The sequence below is a fragment of the Streptomyces sp. NPDC046887 genome, from assembly GCF_040644755.1.
Taxonomy (GTDB): domain Bacteria; phylum Actinomycetota; class Actinomycetes; order Streptomycetales; family Streptomycetaceae; genus Streptomyces; species Streptomyces lichenis.
The window spans coordinates 15,951-35,211 of sequence record NZ_JBEYXH010000053.1; the positions used below are offsets into that span (position 1 = coordinate 15,951).

Below are 19,261 nucleotides of genomic sequence, written 5' to 3' on the forward strand. Positions count from 1 at the left end.
GTTGTCAGGCGCCCTGGCGGGCGGCGATCATCACCTGGCCGAGCGCCAGGCCACCGTCGTTGGGCGGCACCCGGCGGTGGCGCAGCACGGTGAACCCGTCCGCCGCCAGCTGCCGGGCGCAGCCCTCGGTCAGCACGGTGTTGCAGAAGACGCCGCCGGTCAGGGCCACCGTGCCCACCCCCGTACGGGACCGGGCGGCGGCGCACACCTCCCGTACGAGCTCCACCACCGCCGTGTGGAAGCGGGCGGCGATCAGGGACGCGGGACGGGCCGCTCGGAGGTCGGCGATGATCGCGGCCAGCACCGGGGCCGGGTCGGCGACCAGGGGAGCGCAGTCGTGGAGGGCGAAGGCGTAGCCGGGGCCGGAGTTCCGGGAGGCCTCCAGTGCCGCGTTCTCCAGCTCCATGGCCGCCTGCGCCTCGTACTCGACCCGGTGGCAGACCCCGGCCAGGGAGGACACCGCGTCGAAGAGGCGGCCCATGCTGGAGGTGGGAACGCAGTTCAGGCCGCGCGCCAACTGCTGCTCCAGCAGGCGCAGTTCGCTGGGGGATGCGGGGATGGTGCAGGGCAGTTCGGGGGACCAGTAGAGACCGGCGGTACGGAGGTGGGAGAGGGCCATCCGGTACGGGTTGCGCACCGCCGCGTCGCCGCCGGGCAGCGGGGTGTAGCGGAGGTGGGCCAGGCGGCGGTAGCCGTCGTAGTCGGCGAGCAGGAACTCCCCGCCCCACACCGCCCCGTCGTCCCCGTAGCCGGTGCCGTCGAAGGCGACCCCGATGACCGGTTCGGTGCCGTCCAGGCCGTGTTCGGCCATGGTGGACGCCACATGGGCGTGGTGGTGCTGGACCCGGTGCAGGCGCAGGTCCTCGGCGGCGGCGGTGCGCTCGGCCCAGCGGGTGGAGCGGTAGCCGGGGTGCCGGTCCGCCACCAGCGCCGACGGCCGTACGGAGGTCAGCTCCCGTAGCTGGGCGGTGGCACGTTCGAAGGCGGTCAGGGTGGCCAGGTCGTCCATGTCGCCGACATGGGCCGACAGCCAGGCGTACCGCCCCTGAGCCACACAGAAGGTGTTCTTCAGATCGCCGCCCACCGCGAGGACCGGCACCACCGGCAGCGGTAGCGCCACCGGGAACGGGGCGTAGCCGCGGGAGCGCCGTACCGGCAGCTCGGCGCCCGCGCAGATCCGCACCACCGAGTCGTCGCAGGGGACATGGATCGGCCGATCATGGACCAGGAACGCGTCGGCGAGCCCGGCGAGCCGGTCCGACGCCTCGGCGTCGTCCGTCACGATCGGCTCGCCGGACAGATTGGCGCTGGTCAGGACCAGCACGGGCGGGCCGGGCGGGTCACCCGGCAGCCCCATCAGCAGCCGGTGCAGAGGGGTGTACGGGAGGAGGACGCCGAGGTCCGGGCTGCCGGGGGCCACCGCGTCCGCCACCAACCCGTCCTCCTCACGGCGATTCCGCCGCAGCAGCACCACCGGGGCGCGCGGGCTGGTCAGCAGCTCCCGTTCCTCGGGGCCGACGGACGCCAGCCGCTCGGCCACCGCCAGCGAGGCGGCCAGCACCGCGAACGGTTTGCCGCCCCGGTTCTTCCGCTTGCGCAGGGTACGCACCGCCGCCGGGTCGCCCGCGTCACAGGCCAGGTGGTAGCCGCCGATCCCCTTCACCGCGACCACCGCGCCCTCGGCCAGCAGCCGCCGGGCCCCGGCCAGGGCAGCCCCGTCACGCGTACCGTCGTCCGGTCCGCCGGGGTGGCGCAGGGTGAGCCGGGGGCCGCAGGCGGGGCAGGCGATGGGCTGGGCATGGAAGCGCCGGTCGGCCGGGTCCGCGTACTCCCGGGCGCACTCCGGGCACATCGGGAAGCCCGCCATGGTGGTGTTCGGCCGGTCGTAGGGCAGCCCGGTGACGATGGTGAAGCGGGGCCCGCAGTGGGTGCAGGTGGCGAAGGGGTGCCGGTGGCGGCGGTCGGCCGGGTCGGCGACCTCGCGCAGGCAGTCCGCGCAGACGGCGGTGTCGGGGGAGACCAGGGTGCGGCCCGGGCCGCCGCCGGGCGAGGGCCGGATGGTGAAGCCGGTGCCGCCCAGGAGGGGGAGCTGCCGGTGTTCGACGCGTTCCACCACCGCCAGCGGCGGGGGTTCCTCGGCGAGGGCGGCCCGGAAGCGGTCCACCGCCTCGGCGGGCCCCTCCACCTCGGCCTCCACACCCCGGACGTCGTTGACCACCCAGCCGGTCAGCCCCAGCCGGTCGGCGAGCGTGTAGACGAACGGGCGGAAGCCCACGCCCTGGACGACCCCGGTCACCCGGACCCGGACCCGGCGGCTCGGCTCGGCCTCCGTCACCCGGACCTGGCGGCGCGGCTCGACCCCGGGCCCGGCTCCGGTTCCACGAACCGGGGGGTCGCCACGCGGGACCGCCGCACCGCCGGTCATACCGCCGGGATTTCGTGCGGATGCGGATGACCTTCATCGTGACGATGGCCTTCCCCATGAGAGTGGTCGTCGTCCTCGTGGCGGTGGTGCAGCAGCGGCTCGTGCTCGGCGGCCAGCGCCGGACGGTGCACCGGACTCCGGCCGTCGCGGGTGCGGCGTACGAACTCCAGCAGCTCGGCCGTCCCCTGCCCGGTCCGCGCCGAGGTCTCCAGCACCGGGACCTCCGGGTTCACCTGGCGGAGGTTGCTCAGGAACCCCTCCCGGTCGAACTCCACCGCCTCCGCGATATCGGTCTTGGTGATCACCACGGCGTTCGCCAGCCCGAAGGCGGTCGGGTACTTCAGCGGCTTGTCCTCGCCCTCGGTGACCGAGGCCAGCACCACCCGCAGCGTCTCGCCCAGGTCGTAGGAGGCCGGGCAGACCAGGTTGCCGACGTTCTCCACCCACAGCACCGCGGTGTCCTCCGGCAGCCAGCCGCCCTCGGTGAGATGGCGCCGCAGCATCCCGGCCTCCAGGTGGCAGAGCCCGTCGGTGAGGATCTGCCGCACCGGGGCGCCGGAGCGGGCGAGCCGCTCGGCGTCGTTCTCGGTGGCCAGATCGGCGGTGACCGCGGCGGTCGGCAGCCCCTCGGCGGCGCACCGCTCCAGCAGCCGTTCCAGCAGCGCGGTCTTGCCGCTGCCGGGGGAGGAGAGCAGGTTCACGGCCGTGGTGCCGCGCGCCGCCAGCTCGGCGCGCAGGGCGAGCGCCCGTTCGTCGTTCTTCGCCAGGACCGCCTGGTGCAGGTCAACGGTGCGGCACATGATTCGCCTTCCGGGTCTGGTCCGCCGGGCGGGCTCGATCGGGTACGGACGTGTCGTCCCGTACGGCTGTGTCGTCCAGCTCCACGCGGGCGATCTCCAGCTCACGGCCGGACAACACGTCCCTGGCCGCGCCGCACGGTGCGCACCACAGCGCGGGCGGCACTCCGGTGGGCGCCTCCCGGCCGCAGACCGGGCAGCGCGCCCTTCCCTTCACAGTCTCGATCTCCAGCCGCGCCCCGGCCAGCCGAGTGCCCTCGGCGGCGATCCCGAAGGAGAACCGCAGGGCCTCCGGCACCACCCCGGACAGCTCTCCGATCCGCAGCCGCACCACCGCGACCCGGTCCGCCCCGTGCCGCTCGGCGGCCTCCTCGATCTGGGAGATCGCGGCCACCGCGATGGACAGCTCATGCACGGCGCCACCTCCCCGGGGGCCGCCCGGCGCCGACTGGCCGGGCCCGCGGAGCGGGACTACCGTGTGGATCACATACGCCAACCCCGTCCCGTACCCGATCCCCGCCCCGTACGCCGTCTCCACCGCGTACGGCGGGCACCGACGGCGGAGAGTTCCGGCCATGGTCAACCACACCAGCCACCACACCCCTCACCACACCGGCCACCACGCCGGTCATGAGACCGAACGACGCGCTCTGCTGGCCCCAGTGGTGCTGCTGCTCCTCGCCGAGCGTCCGGGGCACGGCTACGAGCTGGTCCAGCGGCTGCGGGAGTTCGGCTGGCCGCAGGCCGAGTCGGCGCATGTCTACCGGCTGCTGCGTTCCATGGAGGGCTGCGGCTCCATCGCCTCCCGCTGGCGGGCCACCGGTCCCGGTCCGGCCCGCCGCGAGTACCGGCTGACCCCGGAGGGCGCCGGGGAGCTGGCCGAGTGGTCCGGTCGGCTGGGCGAGCTGCATACGACGCTCCATGTCTTCCTGGAGCGTTACGAGCGGCTGGACCCGCCCGCCGTGCGGACGGCCCGCCCGCCCGGCCGCCGCCTCTAGTACCGTCCTCACCGCCACCTCCCTCACATGCTGCGGATGCGCAGATAGCGCCGTACGTCCGGCCAGGCCCGGGCGCCCGCGTAGAGCGCCACCAGCCCGGCTACCGCCGAGATCCATGTCCGTGCCATGACCGTGTCCCTTCCTCGGAGGACTCTTCAGAGAGGTCGGAGCGGGTTACGGGGGTGGGGGCCGTCAGCCGGTCCACCGCCGCCATCGCGTACGGCACCGCCGCCGCCACCGGGGCGGAGAGCCCGATCCCCTCGGCGGTGTCCAGCGGCTCGCAACCGACCACATGCACACTGGCGGGCGCCGCCGTGCCCATGCCCCGGTGCAGGTCCCGGATGAGCCGCAGCACGGCGGCCGGGTCCAGCGAGTGGGCGTCCATCGCCACCCCGCCCCCGGGCCCGAGGGCACCGCCGCGCCCGGCCACCTCCTCGGTGGCGTCCAGCACCACCACGGTGCCCGGCTCGGCGCCCCGGGCCAGCGCGTCCACCACCACCAGCCGCCGGTAGCCGTCGAGCAGCCGGTAGGCGAGGTGGACGCCTCGGATGCCCACGTCCAGGTACTCGGTGCCGGGCGGCGCGGGGCGCTCGGCCAGCCGCCGTACCGTCTCCACCCCGAAGCCGTCGTCGCCCAGGAAGATGTTGCCGACCCCGGCCACCAGCGTCCCGCCCGTAATGTCGGTCATGATCCGCCCTCCGCCCCGTCGGCCCCCGGCCCCAGCGGCTCCACCTCGTCCGGCCGGAAGTACCAGAACCGGCCCTGGGCGCGCCGCAGATCGGTGCCCGGGTCGCCGTCCACCACCACCGCCAGATGGACATCGCCGTCCAGGTCGCGCAGCACCAGTTCCACGGTGGCCGGCCGCCCGGAGAGGAACACGTCCTGGGCGTCCGAGCGCCGCAGCCCCGGCACCAGCCGCACCCGGCTCCCGGCGCCTACTACCTGCCCGGCCACCACCACCGACCGGGGCGTCTCGGCCGCCTCCGGATCGGACTGCGGATCCCACCAGGGGTGCCCGCCGCCCTCCGGCAGCGTCAGCCCGGTCGCCGGTCCCGCCGCCGGGCCGGTCGGCCGCCGCTCGCCCTTCCGGAGGCCCTCGTCTGTCTCCGCCACCTCGCGGATCGCCCCGTGCAGCCGCTCGGCGAGCTGGGCCGGGAGCCCGTCCACCAGGTCGATGACCTCGGCGGCGCGCGGGTCGGTGCCGCGCGCCTCGCGCTTCTCCCGCTCGGTGAGCGCGGCGGTGCGCAGCGAGAGGATCTCGTCGATCTCGGTGGCGTCGTAGAGCGGCCCTGGGCTCTCCTCGGCCAGCGCCGCGTGGTCCTCCAGGATGATCGGCGAGGCCAGCATGACGTCCGCCCGGTCGGCGGGCCCGGCCAGCACCGGCCAGACGCCCTCGTTGCGGCACTCCCGCACCAGCGGGGCCGCCCACTCCGGCGGGTCGGTCATCGACAGGAACCGCCCGCCCGGCGCGCCCAGCAGTAGATGGGTGCCGAGCATGCAGTGCGGCAGCACCGCCTCCCGGTCGCCCTCCGGTATCCCGTACGCCTCGGTGGTGTTGCGCACCTCCACGGTCAGCCGGGCCACCCCGTACGGGCCCGGCAGCTCGGCCAGCACCGGCCGCACCTCGCCGGTGATCCGGGCGCTGCGGCGCACCAGCCGCCCCAGCGTCCGCCCGTCCGGCCCGGTCACCGGTTCGTACGCGGTGCCGCCCGGCAGGTCGAACCGCACGGTGCGGCGGTGCGCGTCCGGCCCGCTCAGACCCTCCATCGGGGCGTGCAGGGTGACCCGCTCCTCGGCCGCCTCGTCCCAGGGGACCAGCACCCGGTCGGGCAGCTCCAGCTCGTCCACCGGTGCGTAGCCGTCGCCCGGCACGGCACGCTCCACGATCCGCCGCCGCACCCGCAGGAACCGCAGCTCCACCTCCAGCCGCCGGGCCCCGCGCGGCTCCAGCAGGCACTGGGTGCGCTGGGACGCGGCCTCCCCGGCGGCCTCGGCCCGGGCGGGTGGGCAGAGCACCCCGAACTGCCAGCGCAGCTGGTTCTTCCGGGCGGAGGCGCGGTACGGGTAGAGCACATACCCCTCGAAGAGCACCGCGTCGGCGACGGCCCGCGCCCGCGCGAAGACGTCCTCCACGGTGTCGGTGCCACCCCCGTGGCGCGCATGACTCACGACAGCTTCCCTTCCTCCGCCTCGTCAGGCTTCCCCGCCTCGCTCAGCAGGGTCTCGACCGTCAGCTCCCAGGACGGCAGGGCGCGGTCCGAGCGGAACCGGCGCAGCTCCTCCAGGCAGTCCGAACGCAGCCGCAACCAGCCCGAGTTGGGGAAGTAGTCGGCCATCATCCGCTGCCAGACACCCACCGGCATCCGGTAGCGGGCCTCCTTGTGCCAGGGGATCGGCTCGGCGTGGAAGCCCTGCGGCCCGGAGAAGACCGTGCCGGAGAACAGCATCAGCAGCGGCACCTCGCCACCGGACAGCGCACGGAAGTACGTGCCCGAGGCCACCTCGGTGTCATAGGTGCAGGGCACCGGCAGATCGATGTCGGCGACCCCCTCGAAGCCCGGCACCGTCAGCGAACTGTGCGCGAACTGCACCGGCTTCAGCGTGCCGCCCCACCGCTCGGGCGCCCCGAACAGATCGCCCAGCCGCCCCTGCTCCTCGGGCTCGTACCGCCTCGCCTGCGGCTCGATACGGATCTGGCAGCGCAGCACCACCGCGTGCACCGGCTGGTGGTCGGCCTCCTCCACCCGCAGCCCGAACAACAGCGTCGGCCCGGCGGCGTACGGCTCCGAGCGGGCGCTCACACAGGCGAAGTGCAGATCCGTCATCCGCCGCCCCCAACCTCACGCATGTTCAGCGGGCGGGCCTTTCGCCGCACCTCGGCGAAGAAGTCCGCCAGCGCGGCCCGTACCTCCGCGCCGCCGTCAAAGCCCTGCCAGAGCAGCCGCATCCGGCCCACCAGCTCGTAGCAGACGTCCACCGGCACCAGATGGCAGCTGGTCGGCTCGCCGCGCTCGGACCGCAGCAGCAGCGCCTCGGTGTCCGGCTCCAGCAGCGTCCCCAGCCGGGTGCGGCCCACCAGTTCCTCCCAGAGCGCCGGGTCCAGCTCGCTCTCGGTGGCGCCCATCGGGCTCGGGTAGAACACCGCGTACCGGTCCAGCTCCGCGTTGCGGAAGAGGAAGGCCAGGCCCACCGGGATCTGGAGCGCCGCCCAGTCGCCCTCGCCGAACGCGAACTCCGGGTCGTAGAGGTAGCGGTCGGGCACCGCCCGGAACCGCCCACCTCCCGCGCCGGGGCGGGTGAAGAGCAGATGGCAGCCGGGGCAGGCGCACCGCAGGCTGCGCCGGGCGGTGTCCACCAGATGCCGGTGCGCGTCCGGGGCCAGCGGCTCCCCGCACAGCTCGCACCGCTCGCCCGGCGGCTCCGGACGCCGGGTGAACCTGCGCAGGCCCGCCGGTACGGTCATGGCCGCGCCCCGGTGGCTACCGGCCGGCGGGGTACGGCCACCCGTACCACCCGGTCCCGCTCCAGCAGCGGCACCGGCTCCAGATGGGCGCTGCCGCCGTCGACCGCCCGCCCGGCGTGCCGCACGTCGTACGCCGCCCCGCACCCGGACCGTACGCAGCGCAGCAGCGCCGTACCGCCGTCTCCGTCACCGGACCCGCCCGGCACCGTCTCCAGCCGCCCGCCGCCCAGCCGTTCCCCGCACGCCGGGCAGAGGTCCCGGTAGGCGACCAGGCCGCCGCCCACCGGGCGGATCAGCACCACCGGCACCCCGGCCACATCCCGTACCGCCGTCTCACCCTCCCGGGCCGGGGCGGGCGCGGCCAGCTCATGCCACTCGGCCTCTTCCGCCTCGCTCTCCACCGGAAGCGCCGGAGCCCCGGGCGCGTCCGGCGGGCGCGGTCCGATCTGGAGCAACTGGCCCGGTCCGGCAGCCGGTTGGTCGCCCGGCTCGGGGATCCCGGCCACCTCCACCGTGCCCACCTCGGGGGCCAGCCGGGCCAGGGCCTCCTCGATGGTCCAGCGCACTGTCTGCGCCGAGGAGGGGCAGCCGTCGCAACTGCCGCGCAGCGCCAGCGACAGGGTCTCGCCGTCCAGGGACAGGATGTCCACGTCCCCGGCGTGCGAGCCGAGATAGGGGCGCACCTCGTCCAGCGCGCGCCGCACCCGGGTCATGGTGTCGTCCGGGTGCAGGTCGTGCAGGATCAGCAGCCCGCCGACCAGTTCGTCATCGGCGAGCACCCGCACCGGGTCGGCCGCCCCGGGCGCCTCGGCCAGCAGGGTCAGCGCCCGGCCCAGCCCCGCGCCGTAGAAGTCGACCAGCGAGCGGACCAGTTCCTCCGCCGTCTCCCGGGCCTCCGTCCCGGCCTGCTCGTCCAGCGCGCCGAGCAGCTCGGCCACATGCTCCCCGATCTCCCGGTCCCGCGACCGGTCTCCCGACTGCTCCCTGGTCTGTGCTGCCGCCACGGGGTCACCGGCCTTTCACGCTTCTGGGGACGGGGGCGCGGGCCGGACGGGGTTGCCGGCCGCCCGGCCCGCGGGTCCAGGTCCGGGATCGGGTCCTGGCCCGAGAGGGGAAGGCGCCGTCAGCCGCCGAGTCCCATGAGACCGGTGGGCACATGGGTCTCCTCGATGGTCCGGCCGCCGCCGACGTACATATGGACGCCGCACGGCAGACAGGGGTCAAAGCTGCGCACGGCCCGCATGATGTCGATGCCCTTGAAGTCGTCGGGCGGGTTCTCCTCGAAGATCGGGGTGTTCTGCACGGCGTCCTCGTACGGGCCGGGGGTGCCGTAGCTGTCCCGGACGCTGCCGTTCCACGGCGTCGGCGGGTACGGGTGGTAGTTGGCGATCTTGCCGTCGCGGACCACCATGTGGTGGCTGAGCACCCCGCGTACCGCCTCGGTGAAGCCGCAGCCGATGGACTCGTCCGGGACCTCGAACTTCTCCCAGGTGTGCGTCCGTCCGGCGCGCACCTCCTCCATCGCCTGCTCGGCGAAGTGCAGGGCGGCGGCGGCCGCGTACGCCTGGAAGTAGGTGCGGGCCCGGTTGCGCTCCAGCGCGTTGGACCACTGCGGGATGGTCCACTCCAGGGTGGTCTCCGGCTTGGTCATGGTCCGCGGCAGGTTGATCTTCACGCTGTGCCCGGTGGCCTGGACGTAGCCGATGTCGACCAGTCCGGACAGGGCGGTGGACCACAGCCGGGCGATCGGGCCGCCGCCGGTGTCCAGCGCCAGATGGTCGGTGCCGTCGAACCAGCGCGGGGACATCACCCAGCTGTACTTGTCGTCGAAGTCCCGCTTCTGCGGGGCGGGGATGGTGTGCTGGTTCCACGGGTGGCGCTCGTCCACCGGGTTGCCCAGCGGGTCGCGCTCCACGAACTTCTCCTGGCCCGCCCAGTCCTCGTAGTAGGAGGAGCCCAGCAGGATGCGGATGCCGAGGTTGATGTCGACCAGGCTGTTGGTGACCAGCTGCCCGTCCACCACCACACCCGGGGTGACGAACATCTTCCGGCCCCACTCCGCCATGCGCGCGTAGGTGAAGTCGCAGTGCTCCGGGTCGTTGAGCGCGCCCCAGCAGCCCAGCAGCACCCGGCGGCGGCCGACCTGCTCATAGCCGGGCAGCGCCTCGTAGAAGAAGTCGAACAGGTCGTCGTGGAGCGGCACCACCCGCTTCATGAACTCCACGTACCGCATCAGCCGGGTCAGGTAGTCGGTGAACAGCTGGATGCTGGCGATCGTGCCGACCCCGCCCGGGTAGAGCGTGGAGGGGTGCACATGGCGGCCCTCCATCAGGCAGAACATCTCCCGGGTGTACCGGGAGACCTGGAGTGCCTCGCGGTAGAACTCGCCCTCCAGCGGGTTGAGCGAGCGCATGATGTCGGCGATCGTGCGGTAGCCGTGGTCTCCGGCGTGCGGCGCCTCGGTCCGCTCGGCCAGCTCCAGCACCCCGGGGTTGGTCTCGCGGACCATCTTCTCGCAGTAGTCCACCCCGACCAGGTTCTCCTGGAAGATGTTGTGGTCGAACATGTACTCCGCGGCCTCGCCGAGGTTGATGATCCACTCGCCCAGGTGCGGCGGCGCCACCCCGTACGCCATGTTCTGCGCGTACACCGAGCAGGTGGCGTGGTTGTCGCCGCAGATCCCGCAGATCCGGCTGGTGATGAAGTGGGCGTCCCGGGGGTCCTTGCCCTTCATGAAGATGCTGTAGCCGCGGAAGACCGACGAGGTGCTGTAGCACTCCGCCACCCGCTTCTGCGCGAAGTCGATCTTCGTGTGGATGCCCAGGCTGCCCACGATCCGGGTGATCGGGTCCCAGGACATCTCGGTGAGGTTGCCGCTCTCCTGGGGGACGATCTCGGTCTCGGAGCGGTGGTTGGTCAACGTCATGGTCTCCAGGCCGCCTTCCTGCCGTGCCTGCCGTGCCAGCGGTACGTCCGGTGATCGGGGGTGGCCGTCACCACGGCGGCCGGTAGCCGGTGAGGATCTTCTCGCCCTTGGTGCGCCACCTGGGCTCCTTGTCCACGGTCTTCGCCGTGATGTGGCGCAGTCCGCGGATGACCTTCCCGTACGCGCCGCTGGCGGTCGAGGACACATGGCCGCCGGGCGGCTCGTCCATGAAGGGCATGAACTTGTCGGGGAAGCCCGGCATGGTGCAGGCGATGCAGATCCCGCCCACGTTGGGGCAGCCGCCGACGCCGTTGATCCAGCCGCGCTTGGGCACGTTGCACTTCACCACCGGCCCCCAGCAGCCCAGCTTCACCAGGCACTGCGGGGAGTCGTAGCTGTGCGCGAACTGCCCCTGCTCGTAGTAGCCGCCCCGGTCGCATCCCTCGTGCACGGTCGCGCCGAACAGCCAGGTCGGCCGCAGCTCCTCGTCCAGCGGGATCATCGGCGCCGAACCGGCCGCCTGGTACAGCAGGTACAGCAGCGTCTCGGAGGCGTTGTCCGGGTGCACCGGGCAGCCCGGGATGCAGACGATCGGGATACCGGCCTGGGACTTCCACTCCCAGCCCAGGTAGTCCGGCACGCCCATGGCGCCCGTCGGGTTCCCGGCCATGGCGTGGATGCCGCCGTAGGTCGCGCAGGTGCCGATGGCGACCACCGCCAGTGCCTTGGGCGCCAGCCGGTCCAGCCACTCGCTGGTGGTGATCGGCTGCCCGGTCTCCGGGTCGTCGCCGAAGCCGCACCAGTAGCCCTCGTCCTTGATCGCCTCGTTGGGGATGGACCCCTCCACGACCAGGACGAACGGGTCGATCTCGCCGCGCTCCGCCTTGAAGAACCACTCGATGAAGGTGTCCGACCCCTGCACCGGCCCGCACTCGAAGTCGATCAGCGGCCAGTGCACGGCCACTTTGGGCAGACCGGGCAGCGCGCCCAGGGCCAGCTCCTCGATGCTCGGCTGGGTCGCGGCGGTCAGCGAGACCGAGTCCCCGTCGCAGCTCAACCCGGCGTTGATCCAGAGGATGTGGACGGTGGGATCGGGATCCTCCGTCGCCCCGGTGCCCGGCTCGGCGGCGGTGGCCTGAGCGGTAGCGGCGTCCATCGGGCCCTCCTCCTGAGTGAGGGATGGGAGCGCACGCGCCTGGGAGCGCATGGACATGCGGTACCTACCGGACTACCGTCTCCAGCCGCCCGAGATAAGTGCGCGATGGCCCTATCGCCGCCTCGGCCCCCCACCGCCTGCCGACCGGGCATCGGCCGAAACGGCCAACGCCGGCCACGCCCCCAAAGGCGTGGCCGGCGGAATGCGGAAATGGCCGTGGTGCGGGGGTGGCCACCGTTTCACCGCATTAGCGACTCGAATTCACCCGAGCCGTCACTCGTCAGAGTCAGAGGATCTCGATGTCCTTCACCTTCGGCGGACGGCTGGGGAAGGTGATGTCGGTCCACCGGTTGATGCGCACGGAGTCGCCGTTGACGTCGTAGTAGATCAGGTCGTTGTTGCCCGTGGAGATGCGGTCGACCCACCAGCTGCCGAAGTTCATCCGGCCCTTGTTCGCATAGCAGTCCACGCTGGTCCGCCCGTCCAGGTGCGACCAGATCTTGAGGAAGTTCTCCCCGCCGCGGCACTCGACCTCGTTGATGGCGAAGGCGTTGCTGGTGGGCATCACCACGGTGAACGCGGCGGCGGCAGCGAGCGCGACGGTTGCGGAGCGCGCGACCCTCTTGGTTTTCGAAAGCACAAGTACTCCCTGATTCCGGGCCCGTAGGCGACCGTATTCAGCACGGTCACCCTGGGGAAACGAATTGCGCTTGCGCAATGACGATCGGGCAGGACGCCTGTACATGGCAATCTTTCACCTGGCGCATGGCTGAAACTGCCTGCCCAATGTCCTGATCGAATTCATTCCGGTGATTTGATGGCACTTTGGGACAGGAATTCGGGCAATGACGACGGCACAGGTGAGGGCGGAGGCGGGACGCGCGCGGACCGCACGGTCATCCCGGAGTTCTCGGTCTCCCGCACGCGCTCTCACCCCAGCGCGATCAGGGCGATCGCCACCGCCGTACACGCCAGCCCGGCCAGCCGCACCCGGGTGGGCCGCTCGTGCAGGAAGACGATCGCCAGCACCACCGGGATCGCCGGATAGAGCGAGGCCAGTACGGTCGCCAGCGCCACCAGCTGGTCCAGCGTGGCCAGCTGGTACAGCACGATCGCCACCGACCCCGCCGAGCCGGTCACCAGCGCGGGCAGCACCAGCCGCCGGGGCGGCCGCAGCGAGGCCCCGGCCGCCAGCGCCATCGGCACGACGGTGGCCACCGCCCCGGCCCGCGCCGCCAGCACCGGCCACAGCCCGGCCGCCGGGTCCACCCGCGAGATGGCCAGGAACTGCACCGCGAAGCCCACCCCGGCGAGCAGCCCGTACCGCGCCCCGCTCGCCGCACCACCCCCTGCCCGGCCCCCGCCGTCCCGCGACACCAGCCAGAGCGCGGGCAGCGCCGCCGCGATCCCCAGCCAGGCCAGCGGATGCGGCCGGTCGCCCAGTACGGCCACCCCCACCAGCACCGGCAGCGCCACCCCGGCCACATCGCTCAGCGGCACCACCACACTCATCTGCCCGCTCGCCAGCCCCCGGTAGAGACAGGCCACCCCCACCCCGCTGCCCACCCCCGACAGCAGCCCCCACCCCAGCGAGGCCAGATCCACCTCCGAGGCCGTCAGCACCGGCCGGTCCACCCCCAGCGCGGGCAGCGCCAGCGCCCCGGTGAGGATCAGCACCGCCCCGCCGAACTGGCCGAACAGCGCGATGGCGTAACTGTCCACGTCCCCCTGCCGGGACATCAGCCCGCTGAAGAAGTGGACCAGCCCGAACAGCAGCGCCGCCCCCAGCGCCAGCCCCTCAGCCACATCGGACCTCCGCGCGGAAGACACGGAAGACGCGGAAGACGCGGGAGAGGGGACGAGGTGGGCGGCGGTACGTTCCGAGGGCGGTCATCGGCCACGGATACCCCGTCACCCGGCGCCCCGCCCCGCAGGCGCGCCCACCGGGCGGGGACGCGCCCGCCGGGCCCCGCGGACCGCACGGTCATCCCGGAGCTCTCGGTCTCATGCACCCGCTCTCACCCCAGCGCGAGCACCGGTCCGCCGATGAACGACGGCCCATCGAACGTACGGTCGGCCACGGGCGCGTCCGCGCCTCCGCACTGGTTCAGCGCACTGCCCAGGGGCACGCCCGCGACGTTGCCTGCCGCAGTGCCGGTACTGCGGTGCGTGGCCCGGTCCAGTCGGGCACCGTTGTCGAGGTTGGCGCAGTGGACTCCGAAGGAGGGGGACAGGAAGTCCCCGATGCCTCCGGCGGAGGCGGGCGGCGCGGCCGGCAGGCCACCCGTCACGGCAAGGGCGAACACGGTCACTGCTCGGCGGTATGTCATGCCCCGTCAACGAGGTGGCCGGACGGCCGGACACGCAGGCGGACTTCGACGGAAGCGGCCTACCCGCACAGTTCCGCCCCGTACCCCAGCCCCGCCGCCGTCGGCAGGGTCACGGAGCCGGTGCCGGGGGTGGCCGCGAAGGGGGCCGGGGCCAGGGGTTCGGCGTCCACCAACAGGGGGCCCACCAGGTCCGGCGGGACGGTGGCGTGCGGCAGGGCCGCCGAGAGGTGCGCCGCGGCGAGGGTGGCCACGCCCAGCTCCGGCATGGTGCCCACCTTCACCGCCAGCCCCGCCGACTCGGCCAGCGCCGCGACCTGCCGCGCCCGGTGCAACCCGCCCACCTTCAGGATCTTGATGTTCAGCACATCGGCCGCGCCCCGCCGGATCACCTCCAGGGCGTCGTGCGCCGACTGCACCGACTCGTCGGCCATCACCCGCACCCCGCCCGCCGCCCGTAGCGCGGCCATGCCGTCCAGGTCCCAGCGGGGGAGCGGCTGCTCCAGCAGATCGAGCCCGGCGTCCGCCAGCCGGGCCGCGGTGCGCACCGCCCCGGACGGCGGATACCCCTCGTTGGCGTCGAGCGACAGCTCCACCGCCTCCGGCAGCGCGGCCCGGACGGCCGCCACCAGCGCCAGATCCAGCGCCGGGTCCTCGCCGCCCTTGAGCTTGATGTGGCGGAACCCGGCCCCGGCGTACCGCACCGCCTCCTCGGCCATCTCCTCCGGGGTGCCCAGGCCCACCACCCAGGTGGTCGGCACCGCGGTCGCCGGGCGGCCCCCGCCCAGCAGCAGATGCAGCGGCCATCCGGCGGCCCGCGCGGCCAGGTCGTGCAGGGCCATGTCCAGCGCGGCCTTGGCCAGGTGCTGGCCCCGGATCGCCGCGTCCATCGCGCGATGCGCGCCCGCCAGGTCCCGGGGGTCCCGGCCGATCAGCGCGGGCCCGGCGTGCTCCTCCACCGCCGCCCGCAGCCCGGCCAGGGTCTCCCCGGTGTACGCGGTCATCGGCGAGGCCTCGCCGATCCCCCGGGCGCCGTCCGCCGTACGGACCTCCACCACCAGGCTGACCAGCTCGTCACTGCCACCGCTGCTGATGGCGAACGGCCGCCGGTAGCGGGCGCTCACCACCCGGGTACGTACCGAGACGATCTCCAGGGCGAGGTCCGGCAGGGGATCGGTGCGGATGCCCTCGGACAGGGTGACGGGCTCGATCTGCTTGACGGACTGCTTGGGCTGCACGGGTGAACTCCTTCACTGGTGTCACGCGGTCACGCGCCCGCGGCCCGGGCGGTACGGGGCCCCGGCCCTACAGCCGTACCCGGTAGACCAGCGGAGGCCGCCCGGTACGCCCCTCCTGGGGGACGGGCTCCGGTTCCGCGACCCCCGCGCGCTCCAGCCGCTTCAGGATCCGGCGGGCCGTGCGCTGCTGCACCGACAGATGCTCCGCCACCAGCCGCGCCGTCAGCCCCGTCCCCGTATCCGTATCCACATCCATACCGTCCCCGGCCCCGCCCCGGCGCCGGGTCAGCTCCCGCAGCCGGTCCAGGGTGGCCGGGCGCAGCCCCACCCGGTGGGCCAGCAGCGCCGGGTCCTCGCCCCGGTCGGCGGTGGCCGCCTCGGCACCCGTACCCGGGACGATCAGCAGGTCCTTGTCGTCCGGCAGGGAGACCACCCCTGCCACCGGCCCCGCCGCCCGGGCCCGGCCGACCGCCCGGCGGGCCAGCGCCTCCGCCTCCGCGGCCGTACGGCCCAGCCCGAACCCGGCGTGCGCGCCCCCGTACCGGGCCGCCAGCGCCTCCAGCAGCGGCAGCCGGGTGAAGCCCCCGCTCGCCGACTCCAGCACCCCCCGGGTGGTCACCACCAGCCCCCGGCCGTCCGGCAGCCACGCCAGGCTGCCGCCCAGCGCCCGTACCTCCTCCTCCACGGGCCCCGCCGCCCGGGCACCGCCCGGCAGCTCCACGATGCCCAGGGCCACCCGGGCGTCCCCGTCCCGGCGGTGGGCGGCCGACAGCGCCAGCTCCCGCAGGGTGGCCTGTATCGAGTGGCGGGACGGCGCCAGCCGTACCGCGTGCGTCCGGTGCTCCAGCGCCCGGTACGCCGAACCGAGGCAGGTCACCGCCACCCGGGCCCCGTCCTCCCGGGCCGCCAGATGGAAGTCGACCAGCTCCGCCGAGCCCTGCCCGGGCCGGTGCGGCAGCACCCGTATCCCGCCGGTGGGCAGCTTCGCCTCGGTCATCGTCTCCCGCACCTCCTCCTCGCGGAGGGTGTCGATGGAGACCCGGGTCACGTCGTGCCCCAGCCGCAGCAGCTCCACCAGGGCCCGCAGCAGGGTGGCGCCGCTGTACGGGACGTACCGCGCCGGGCGGTCCAGCAGCCCGGCCGCCTCCGCCCGTATGTACGGCACCACCCCGGTGAACAGCAGCGCGTCCGCCTCGGCCCGGGCCGCCGCCACCCGCTCGGCGGTCTCGTCCTCGTGACGGTACGCCAGCGGCAGCAGCCGGACCGGACCACCGCCCGCCGCCTCCGAAGGCGGCCCCACCGCGAGGACCTTCCTGACCAGGTCCCCGGGACCTATGACGCCGACCGTCAGCGGCATGCGGCTTCGCTCCGTCTCCCGTCAGGCGGAGCAGCGCTCCTGACGGGCCGTGGAAAGAGCAGGAATCGATGCGAACCGCCACTGTCACGCCTCGTTGACGGCCCCCGGCGGGAGTTCTACTTTCGGCCCAGACCGTAATCGCGTGCTGACGAGAGGATAGTCCCCCGATGCCGCAACGGGAACTGCCACTGCCCACCGTTCTGGAACCCCGGGGAAGGACCTTCGGCGAGGAGGAGCGCGCGGCCGTGCTGCGCGTCCTGGACTCGGCCGTGCTGTGCGGGGCGTTCGGCACCGAGGCCCGCGCCCTGGAGACCGAGACGGCCGCGCTGACCGGCGCCGCGCACGCCGTCTCGTGCAGCTCCGGCACCGCCGCCCTGCATCTGGCCGTCGCCGCCGCCGGGATCGGCCCCGGCGACGAGGTGGTCACCACCCCCCTCTCCGACTTCGGCACCGTCGCCCCGGTCCTCGCCCAGGGCGCCGAGGTCGCCTTCGCCGACGTCCACGAACAGGACGGCAACCTCGACCCGGAGGCCGTCGAGGCGGCGATCACCCCCCGCACCCGGGCCGTGATCGCGGTCCACCTCTTCGGCGGCGCCGCCGACATCCGCGCGCTGCGGGAGATCTGCGACCGCCACCGGCTCACCCTCATCGAGGACTGCGCCCAGGCCTGGCTGGCCGAGGACGAGCAGGGCCGCCCGGTCGGCACCCTTGGCGACATCGCCTGCTACAGCCTCCAGCAGTACAAGCACATCACCGCCGGGGACGGCGGCCTCGCCACCACCGGTGATCCCGAACTGGCCCGCCGTATGCGGCTGTTCATGGACAAGGGCTGGGACCGCACCGAGGGCCGGATCCACCGCACCATGGGGCTGAACTACCGGATGCCCGAACTGGTCGCCGCCGTCGCCCGGGTCCAGCTCACCCGGGTCGCCGAGGTGGTCGCCCGCCGCCGCGCCTCCGCCGCCCGGCTGGCCGCCGCGCTCCCCGGCATCCCCGGCGCCACCCTCGCCGCCCGCCCCACCGGCCACTCCTGGTGGACCGTCCCGCTGCATGTGGACGACAACGCCCGCTGGGCCGAGGTGCTGCACACCGAGGGCGTCCCCGCGCTGCCCGGCTATCTGGAGCGCCCGCTGTACGCCAATCCGGCACTGTCCGGCCGCACCACCGGCCGATGTCCTCGCGCCGAGCGGCTGATCGACCGTACCTTGCTGGTCCTGCCGTGGAACGAGGCATACGGCGCGGAGGAGACCGACCGGATCGCGCAGGCACTGGGGAAGGCCGCCGCATCATGAGCCCAGACCACATGAGCCCAGACCACCCGGACCCGTCCGACGAGAGCCGCGAGCCGGACACGTCACACAAGAGCCCCGAAGACGACTGGCTGCGGCCCTCGCCCGAGGAGCACATCGGCTGGGACGTGGACGTCCTCTACGGCCCCTGGCCCCGGCACCACCGCGACACCACCCTCGCCGAGGTCCGCGACCACCTCAGCCGCTCCACCGTCGCCGGGGCGCTCGCCCTCTCCACCCGGGGACCGCTCTACGACGACGCCGAGGGCAACGCCGAGACCCTGCGCGACCTCGCCGGCTGCCCCGAACTGCTGCCGGTCGGCACCGCCGACGTCCGCGACGCCCTCACCGCCGAGGACCGGCTCGACGAACTGGCCGCCGCAGGCGTGCGGTTCCTGCGGCTGTTCACCACCGAGCAGGCCGCCGAGCCCGGCTTCCCCGGCTACCGCCACACCGTCCGGCTCGCCCTGGAACGGGGCCTGGTGCTGCTCCACGACGGCGACCCCCGCCGCTTCGGCCCGCCCCTGATGGGCCTCGGCGCCCAGGTCATCTTCCTCGACCTGCACGCCTACCTCCTCGCCGACTTCCTGCTGATGGCCCGCGAGGAACCCGGCTTCAAGGCCACCACCCGGATGCTCTCCGGACCCGACTCCATCGAACGGGCCGTCGGCACCGTCGGCCCCCGCCATCTGGTCTTCGGCTCCCGCACCCCCTTCATGGACCTCTCCCCGCAGACCCTGAAACTGCGCTACGCCGACCTCACCCCCGACGAGCGCGCCGCCATCGCCACCAAGAACGTCGAGGAGCTGCTCGCCTGATGCCGATCATCGACGTGCACGCGCACGTGGGCCGCTGGCAGTTCCACCTCAGCTCCGGCGACGCCGACACCAACCTCGCCCAGCTGGACCGCTACGGGATCGACCTCCAGATCGTCTCCGCCGCCGAGGCCGTGGTCTACGACGCCGTCGCCGGGAACGCCGCGCTGCTGACCGCCCTGCGCACCCGACCCCGGCTGCTCGGCTACGCGGTGGTCAACCCCAACCGCCCCGAGGAGAGCGCCGCCGACCTGCGGCGCTGCCTGGACTCCGGCCGCTTCGTCGGCGCCAAGATCCACACCCACTACCCGGGCCGGCTGCCCGGCACCACCGAGATGGCCGAGGCCTTCGACGTGGTCGCCGAGGCCGGCGTACCGCTGCTGCTGCACACCTGGGGCGAGGAGGTCACCCTGCTGCCCGAGCTGGTCGAAGCCCGTCCGGGGCTGCGGGTGATCCTCGGTCACGCGGGC

At 73.7% G+C, this 19,261-nt stretch carries 19 protein-coding genes; 4 read left to right on the top strand and 15 right to left on the bottom strand.

The annotated features are described in order from the left end of the window. Window positions 1-4: 4 nt before the first annotated feature. From hypF to hypA, 3 genes are all read right to left on the bottom strand, one after another. Window positions 5-2,335 (bottom strand): carbamoyltransferase HypF, encoded by a 2,331-nt coding sequence (gene hypF / locus ABZ945_RS30950; RefSeq protein WP_361276358.1) that lies wholly within the window; start codon window positions 2,333-2,335, stop codon window positions 5-7. Window positions 2,336-2,421: 86 nt separating this feature from the next. Continuing rightward, window positions 2,422-3,225 (bottom strand): hydrogenase nickel incorporation protein HypB, encoded by an 804-nt coding sequence (gene hypB, locus ABZ945_RS30955; RefSeq protein ID WP_361276361.1) that lies wholly within the window; start codon window positions 3,223-3,225, stop codon window positions 2,422-2,424. Next, window positions 3,209-3,637 carry a hydrogenase maturation nickel metallochaperone HypA gene (gene hypA / locus ABZ945_RS30960; protein ID WP_361276364.1) on the bottom strand — a complete coding sequence of 143 codons (429 nt, stop codon included), beginning with the start codon at window positions 3,635-3,637 and terminating at the stop codon, window positions 3,209-3,211. Before hypA ends, hypB begins: the two co-directional genes overlap by 17 nt. Before the next feature lie 61 nt (window positions 3,638-3,698). Here hypA and ABZ945_RS30965 point away from each other — a divergent pair, with 61 nt between their 5' ends. Continuing rightward, window positions 3,699-4,220, top strand: coding sequence for a helix-turn-helix transcriptional regulator (locus tag ABZ945_RS30965; protein ID WP_361276367.1), 522 nt, complete (start codon window positions 3,699-3,701; stop codon window positions 4,218-4,220). 100 nt (window positions 4,221-4,320) lie between these two features. Here ABZ945_RS30965 and ABZ945_RS30970 read toward each other — a convergent pair whose 3' ends face one another. The 12 genes from ABZ945_RS30970 to ABZ945_RS31025 all read right to left on the bottom strand — a co-directional run bounded on the left by ABZ945_RS30970 (window position 4,321) and on the right by ABZ945_RS31025 (window position 16,687). Next, a complete protein-coding gene (locus ABZ945_RS30970; protein WP_361276370.1) occupies window positions 4,321-4,908 on the bottom strand; it encodes a hydrogenase maturation protease in 588 nt (195 codons plus the stop codon). Beyond that, window positions 4,905-6,389, bottom strand: coding sequence for a hypothetical protein (locus ABZ945_RS30975; protein WP_361276373.1), 1,485 nt, complete (start codon window positions 6,387-6,389; stop codon window positions 4,905-4,907). Before ABZ945_RS30975 ends, ABZ945_RS30970 begins: the two co-directional genes overlap by 4 nt. Further along, window positions 6,386-7,045, bottom strand: a complete 660-nt coding sequence (locus tag ABZ945_RS30980) for a DUF6084 family protein (protein ID WP_361276376.1) — start codon at window positions 7,043-7,045, stop codon at window positions 6,386-6,388. The genes ABZ945_RS30975 and ABZ945_RS30980 overlap by 4 nt, the downstream gene beginning before the upstream one ends. Next, window positions 7,042-7,683 carry a DUF5947 family protein gene (locus ABZ945_RS30985; RefSeq protein WP_361276378.1) on the bottom strand — a complete coding sequence of 214 codons (642 nt, stop codon included), beginning with the start codon at window positions 7,681-7,683 and terminating at the stop codon, window positions 7,042-7,044. The genes ABZ945_RS30980 and ABZ945_RS30985 overlap by 4 nt, the downstream gene beginning before the upstream one ends. After that, complete coding sequence (locus ABZ945_RS30990; RefSeq protein WP_361276381.1) at window positions 7,680-8,687, bottom strand: NifU family protein; 1,008 nt, start codon at window positions 8,685-8,687, stop codon at window positions 7,680-7,682. The genes ABZ945_RS30985 and ABZ945_RS30990 overlap by 4 nt, the downstream gene beginning before the upstream one ends. Before the next feature lie 119 nt (window positions 8,688-8,806). Further along, window positions 8,807-10,609, bottom strand: coding sequence for a nickel-dependent hydrogenase large subunit (locus ABZ945_RS30995; RefSeq protein WP_361276384.1), 1,803 nt, complete (start codon window positions 10,607-10,609; stop codon window positions 8,807-8,809). 67 nt (window positions 10,610-10,676) lie between these two features. Next, entirely contained in the window at window positions 10,677-11,765 is a 1,089-nt protein-coding gene (locus ABZ945_RS31000; RefSeq protein WP_361276387.1) for a hydrogenase expression protein HypE, read from the bottom strand. Between the two features lie 286 nt (window positions 11,766-12,051). Continuing rightward, complete coding sequence (locus ABZ945_RS31005) at window positions 12,052-12,405, bottom strand: beta/gamma crystallin domain-containing protein (protein WP_361276390.1); 354 nt, start codon at window positions 12,403-12,405, stop codon at window positions 12,052-12,054. 290 nt (window positions 12,406-12,695) lie between these two features. Then, window positions 12,696-13,571, bottom strand: coding sequence for a multidrug DMT transporter permease (locus ABZ945_RS31010; protein ID WP_361276393.1), 876 nt, complete (start codon window positions 13,569-13,571; stop codon window positions 12,696-12,698). A 212-nt stretch (window positions 13,572-13,783) separates the two neighbouring features. Next, the gene (locus ABZ945_RS31015) at window positions 13,784-14,077 is read right to left on the bottom strand and encodes a hypothetical protein (RefSeq protein WP_361276396.1); all 294 of its coding nucleotides are present in this window, start codon (window positions 14,075-14,077) and stop codon (window positions 13,784-13,786) included. A gap of 77 nt (window positions 14,078-14,154) precedes the next feature. Then, window positions 14,155-15,330, bottom strand: a complete 1,176-nt coding sequence (locus tag ABZ945_RS31020; protein ID WP_361276398.1) for a dipeptide epimerase — start codon at window positions 15,328-15,330, stop codon at window positions 14,155-14,157. Window positions 15,331-15,397: 67 nt separating this feature from the next. Further along, window positions 15,398-16,687, bottom strand: coding sequence for a hypothetical protein (locus tag ABZ945_RS31025; RefSeq protein WP_361276401.1), 1,290 nt, complete (start codon window positions 16,685-16,687; stop codon window positions 15,398-15,400). Window positions 16,688-16,854: 167 nt separating this feature from the next. On the opposite strand from ABZ945_RS31025, the gene ABZ945_RS31030 reads away from it, so the two are divergent. From ABZ945_RS31030 to ABZ945_RS31040, 3 genes are all read left to right on the top strand, one after another. Then, window positions 16,855-17,979 carry a DegT/DnrJ/EryC1/StrS family aminotransferase gene (locus ABZ945_RS31030; RefSeq protein ID WP_361276404.1) on the top strand — a complete coding sequence of 375 codons (1,125 nt, stop codon included), beginning with the start codon at window positions 16,855-16,857 and terminating at the stop codon, window positions 17,977-17,979. Between the two features lie 11 nt (window positions 17,980-17,990). Further along, window positions 17,991-18,794 (top strand): hypothetical protein, encoded by an 804-nt coding sequence (locus tag ABZ945_RS31035; protein ID WP_361276407.1) that lies wholly within the window; start codon window positions 17,991-17,993, stop codon window positions 18,792-18,794. Beyond that, a partial coding sequence (locus ABZ945_RS31040; RefSeq protein WP_361276410.1) for an amidohydrolase family protein occupies window positions 18,794-19,261 on the top strand: 468 nt, incomplete at its 3' end. The genes ABZ945_RS31035 and ABZ945_RS31040, both read left to right, overlap by 1 nt.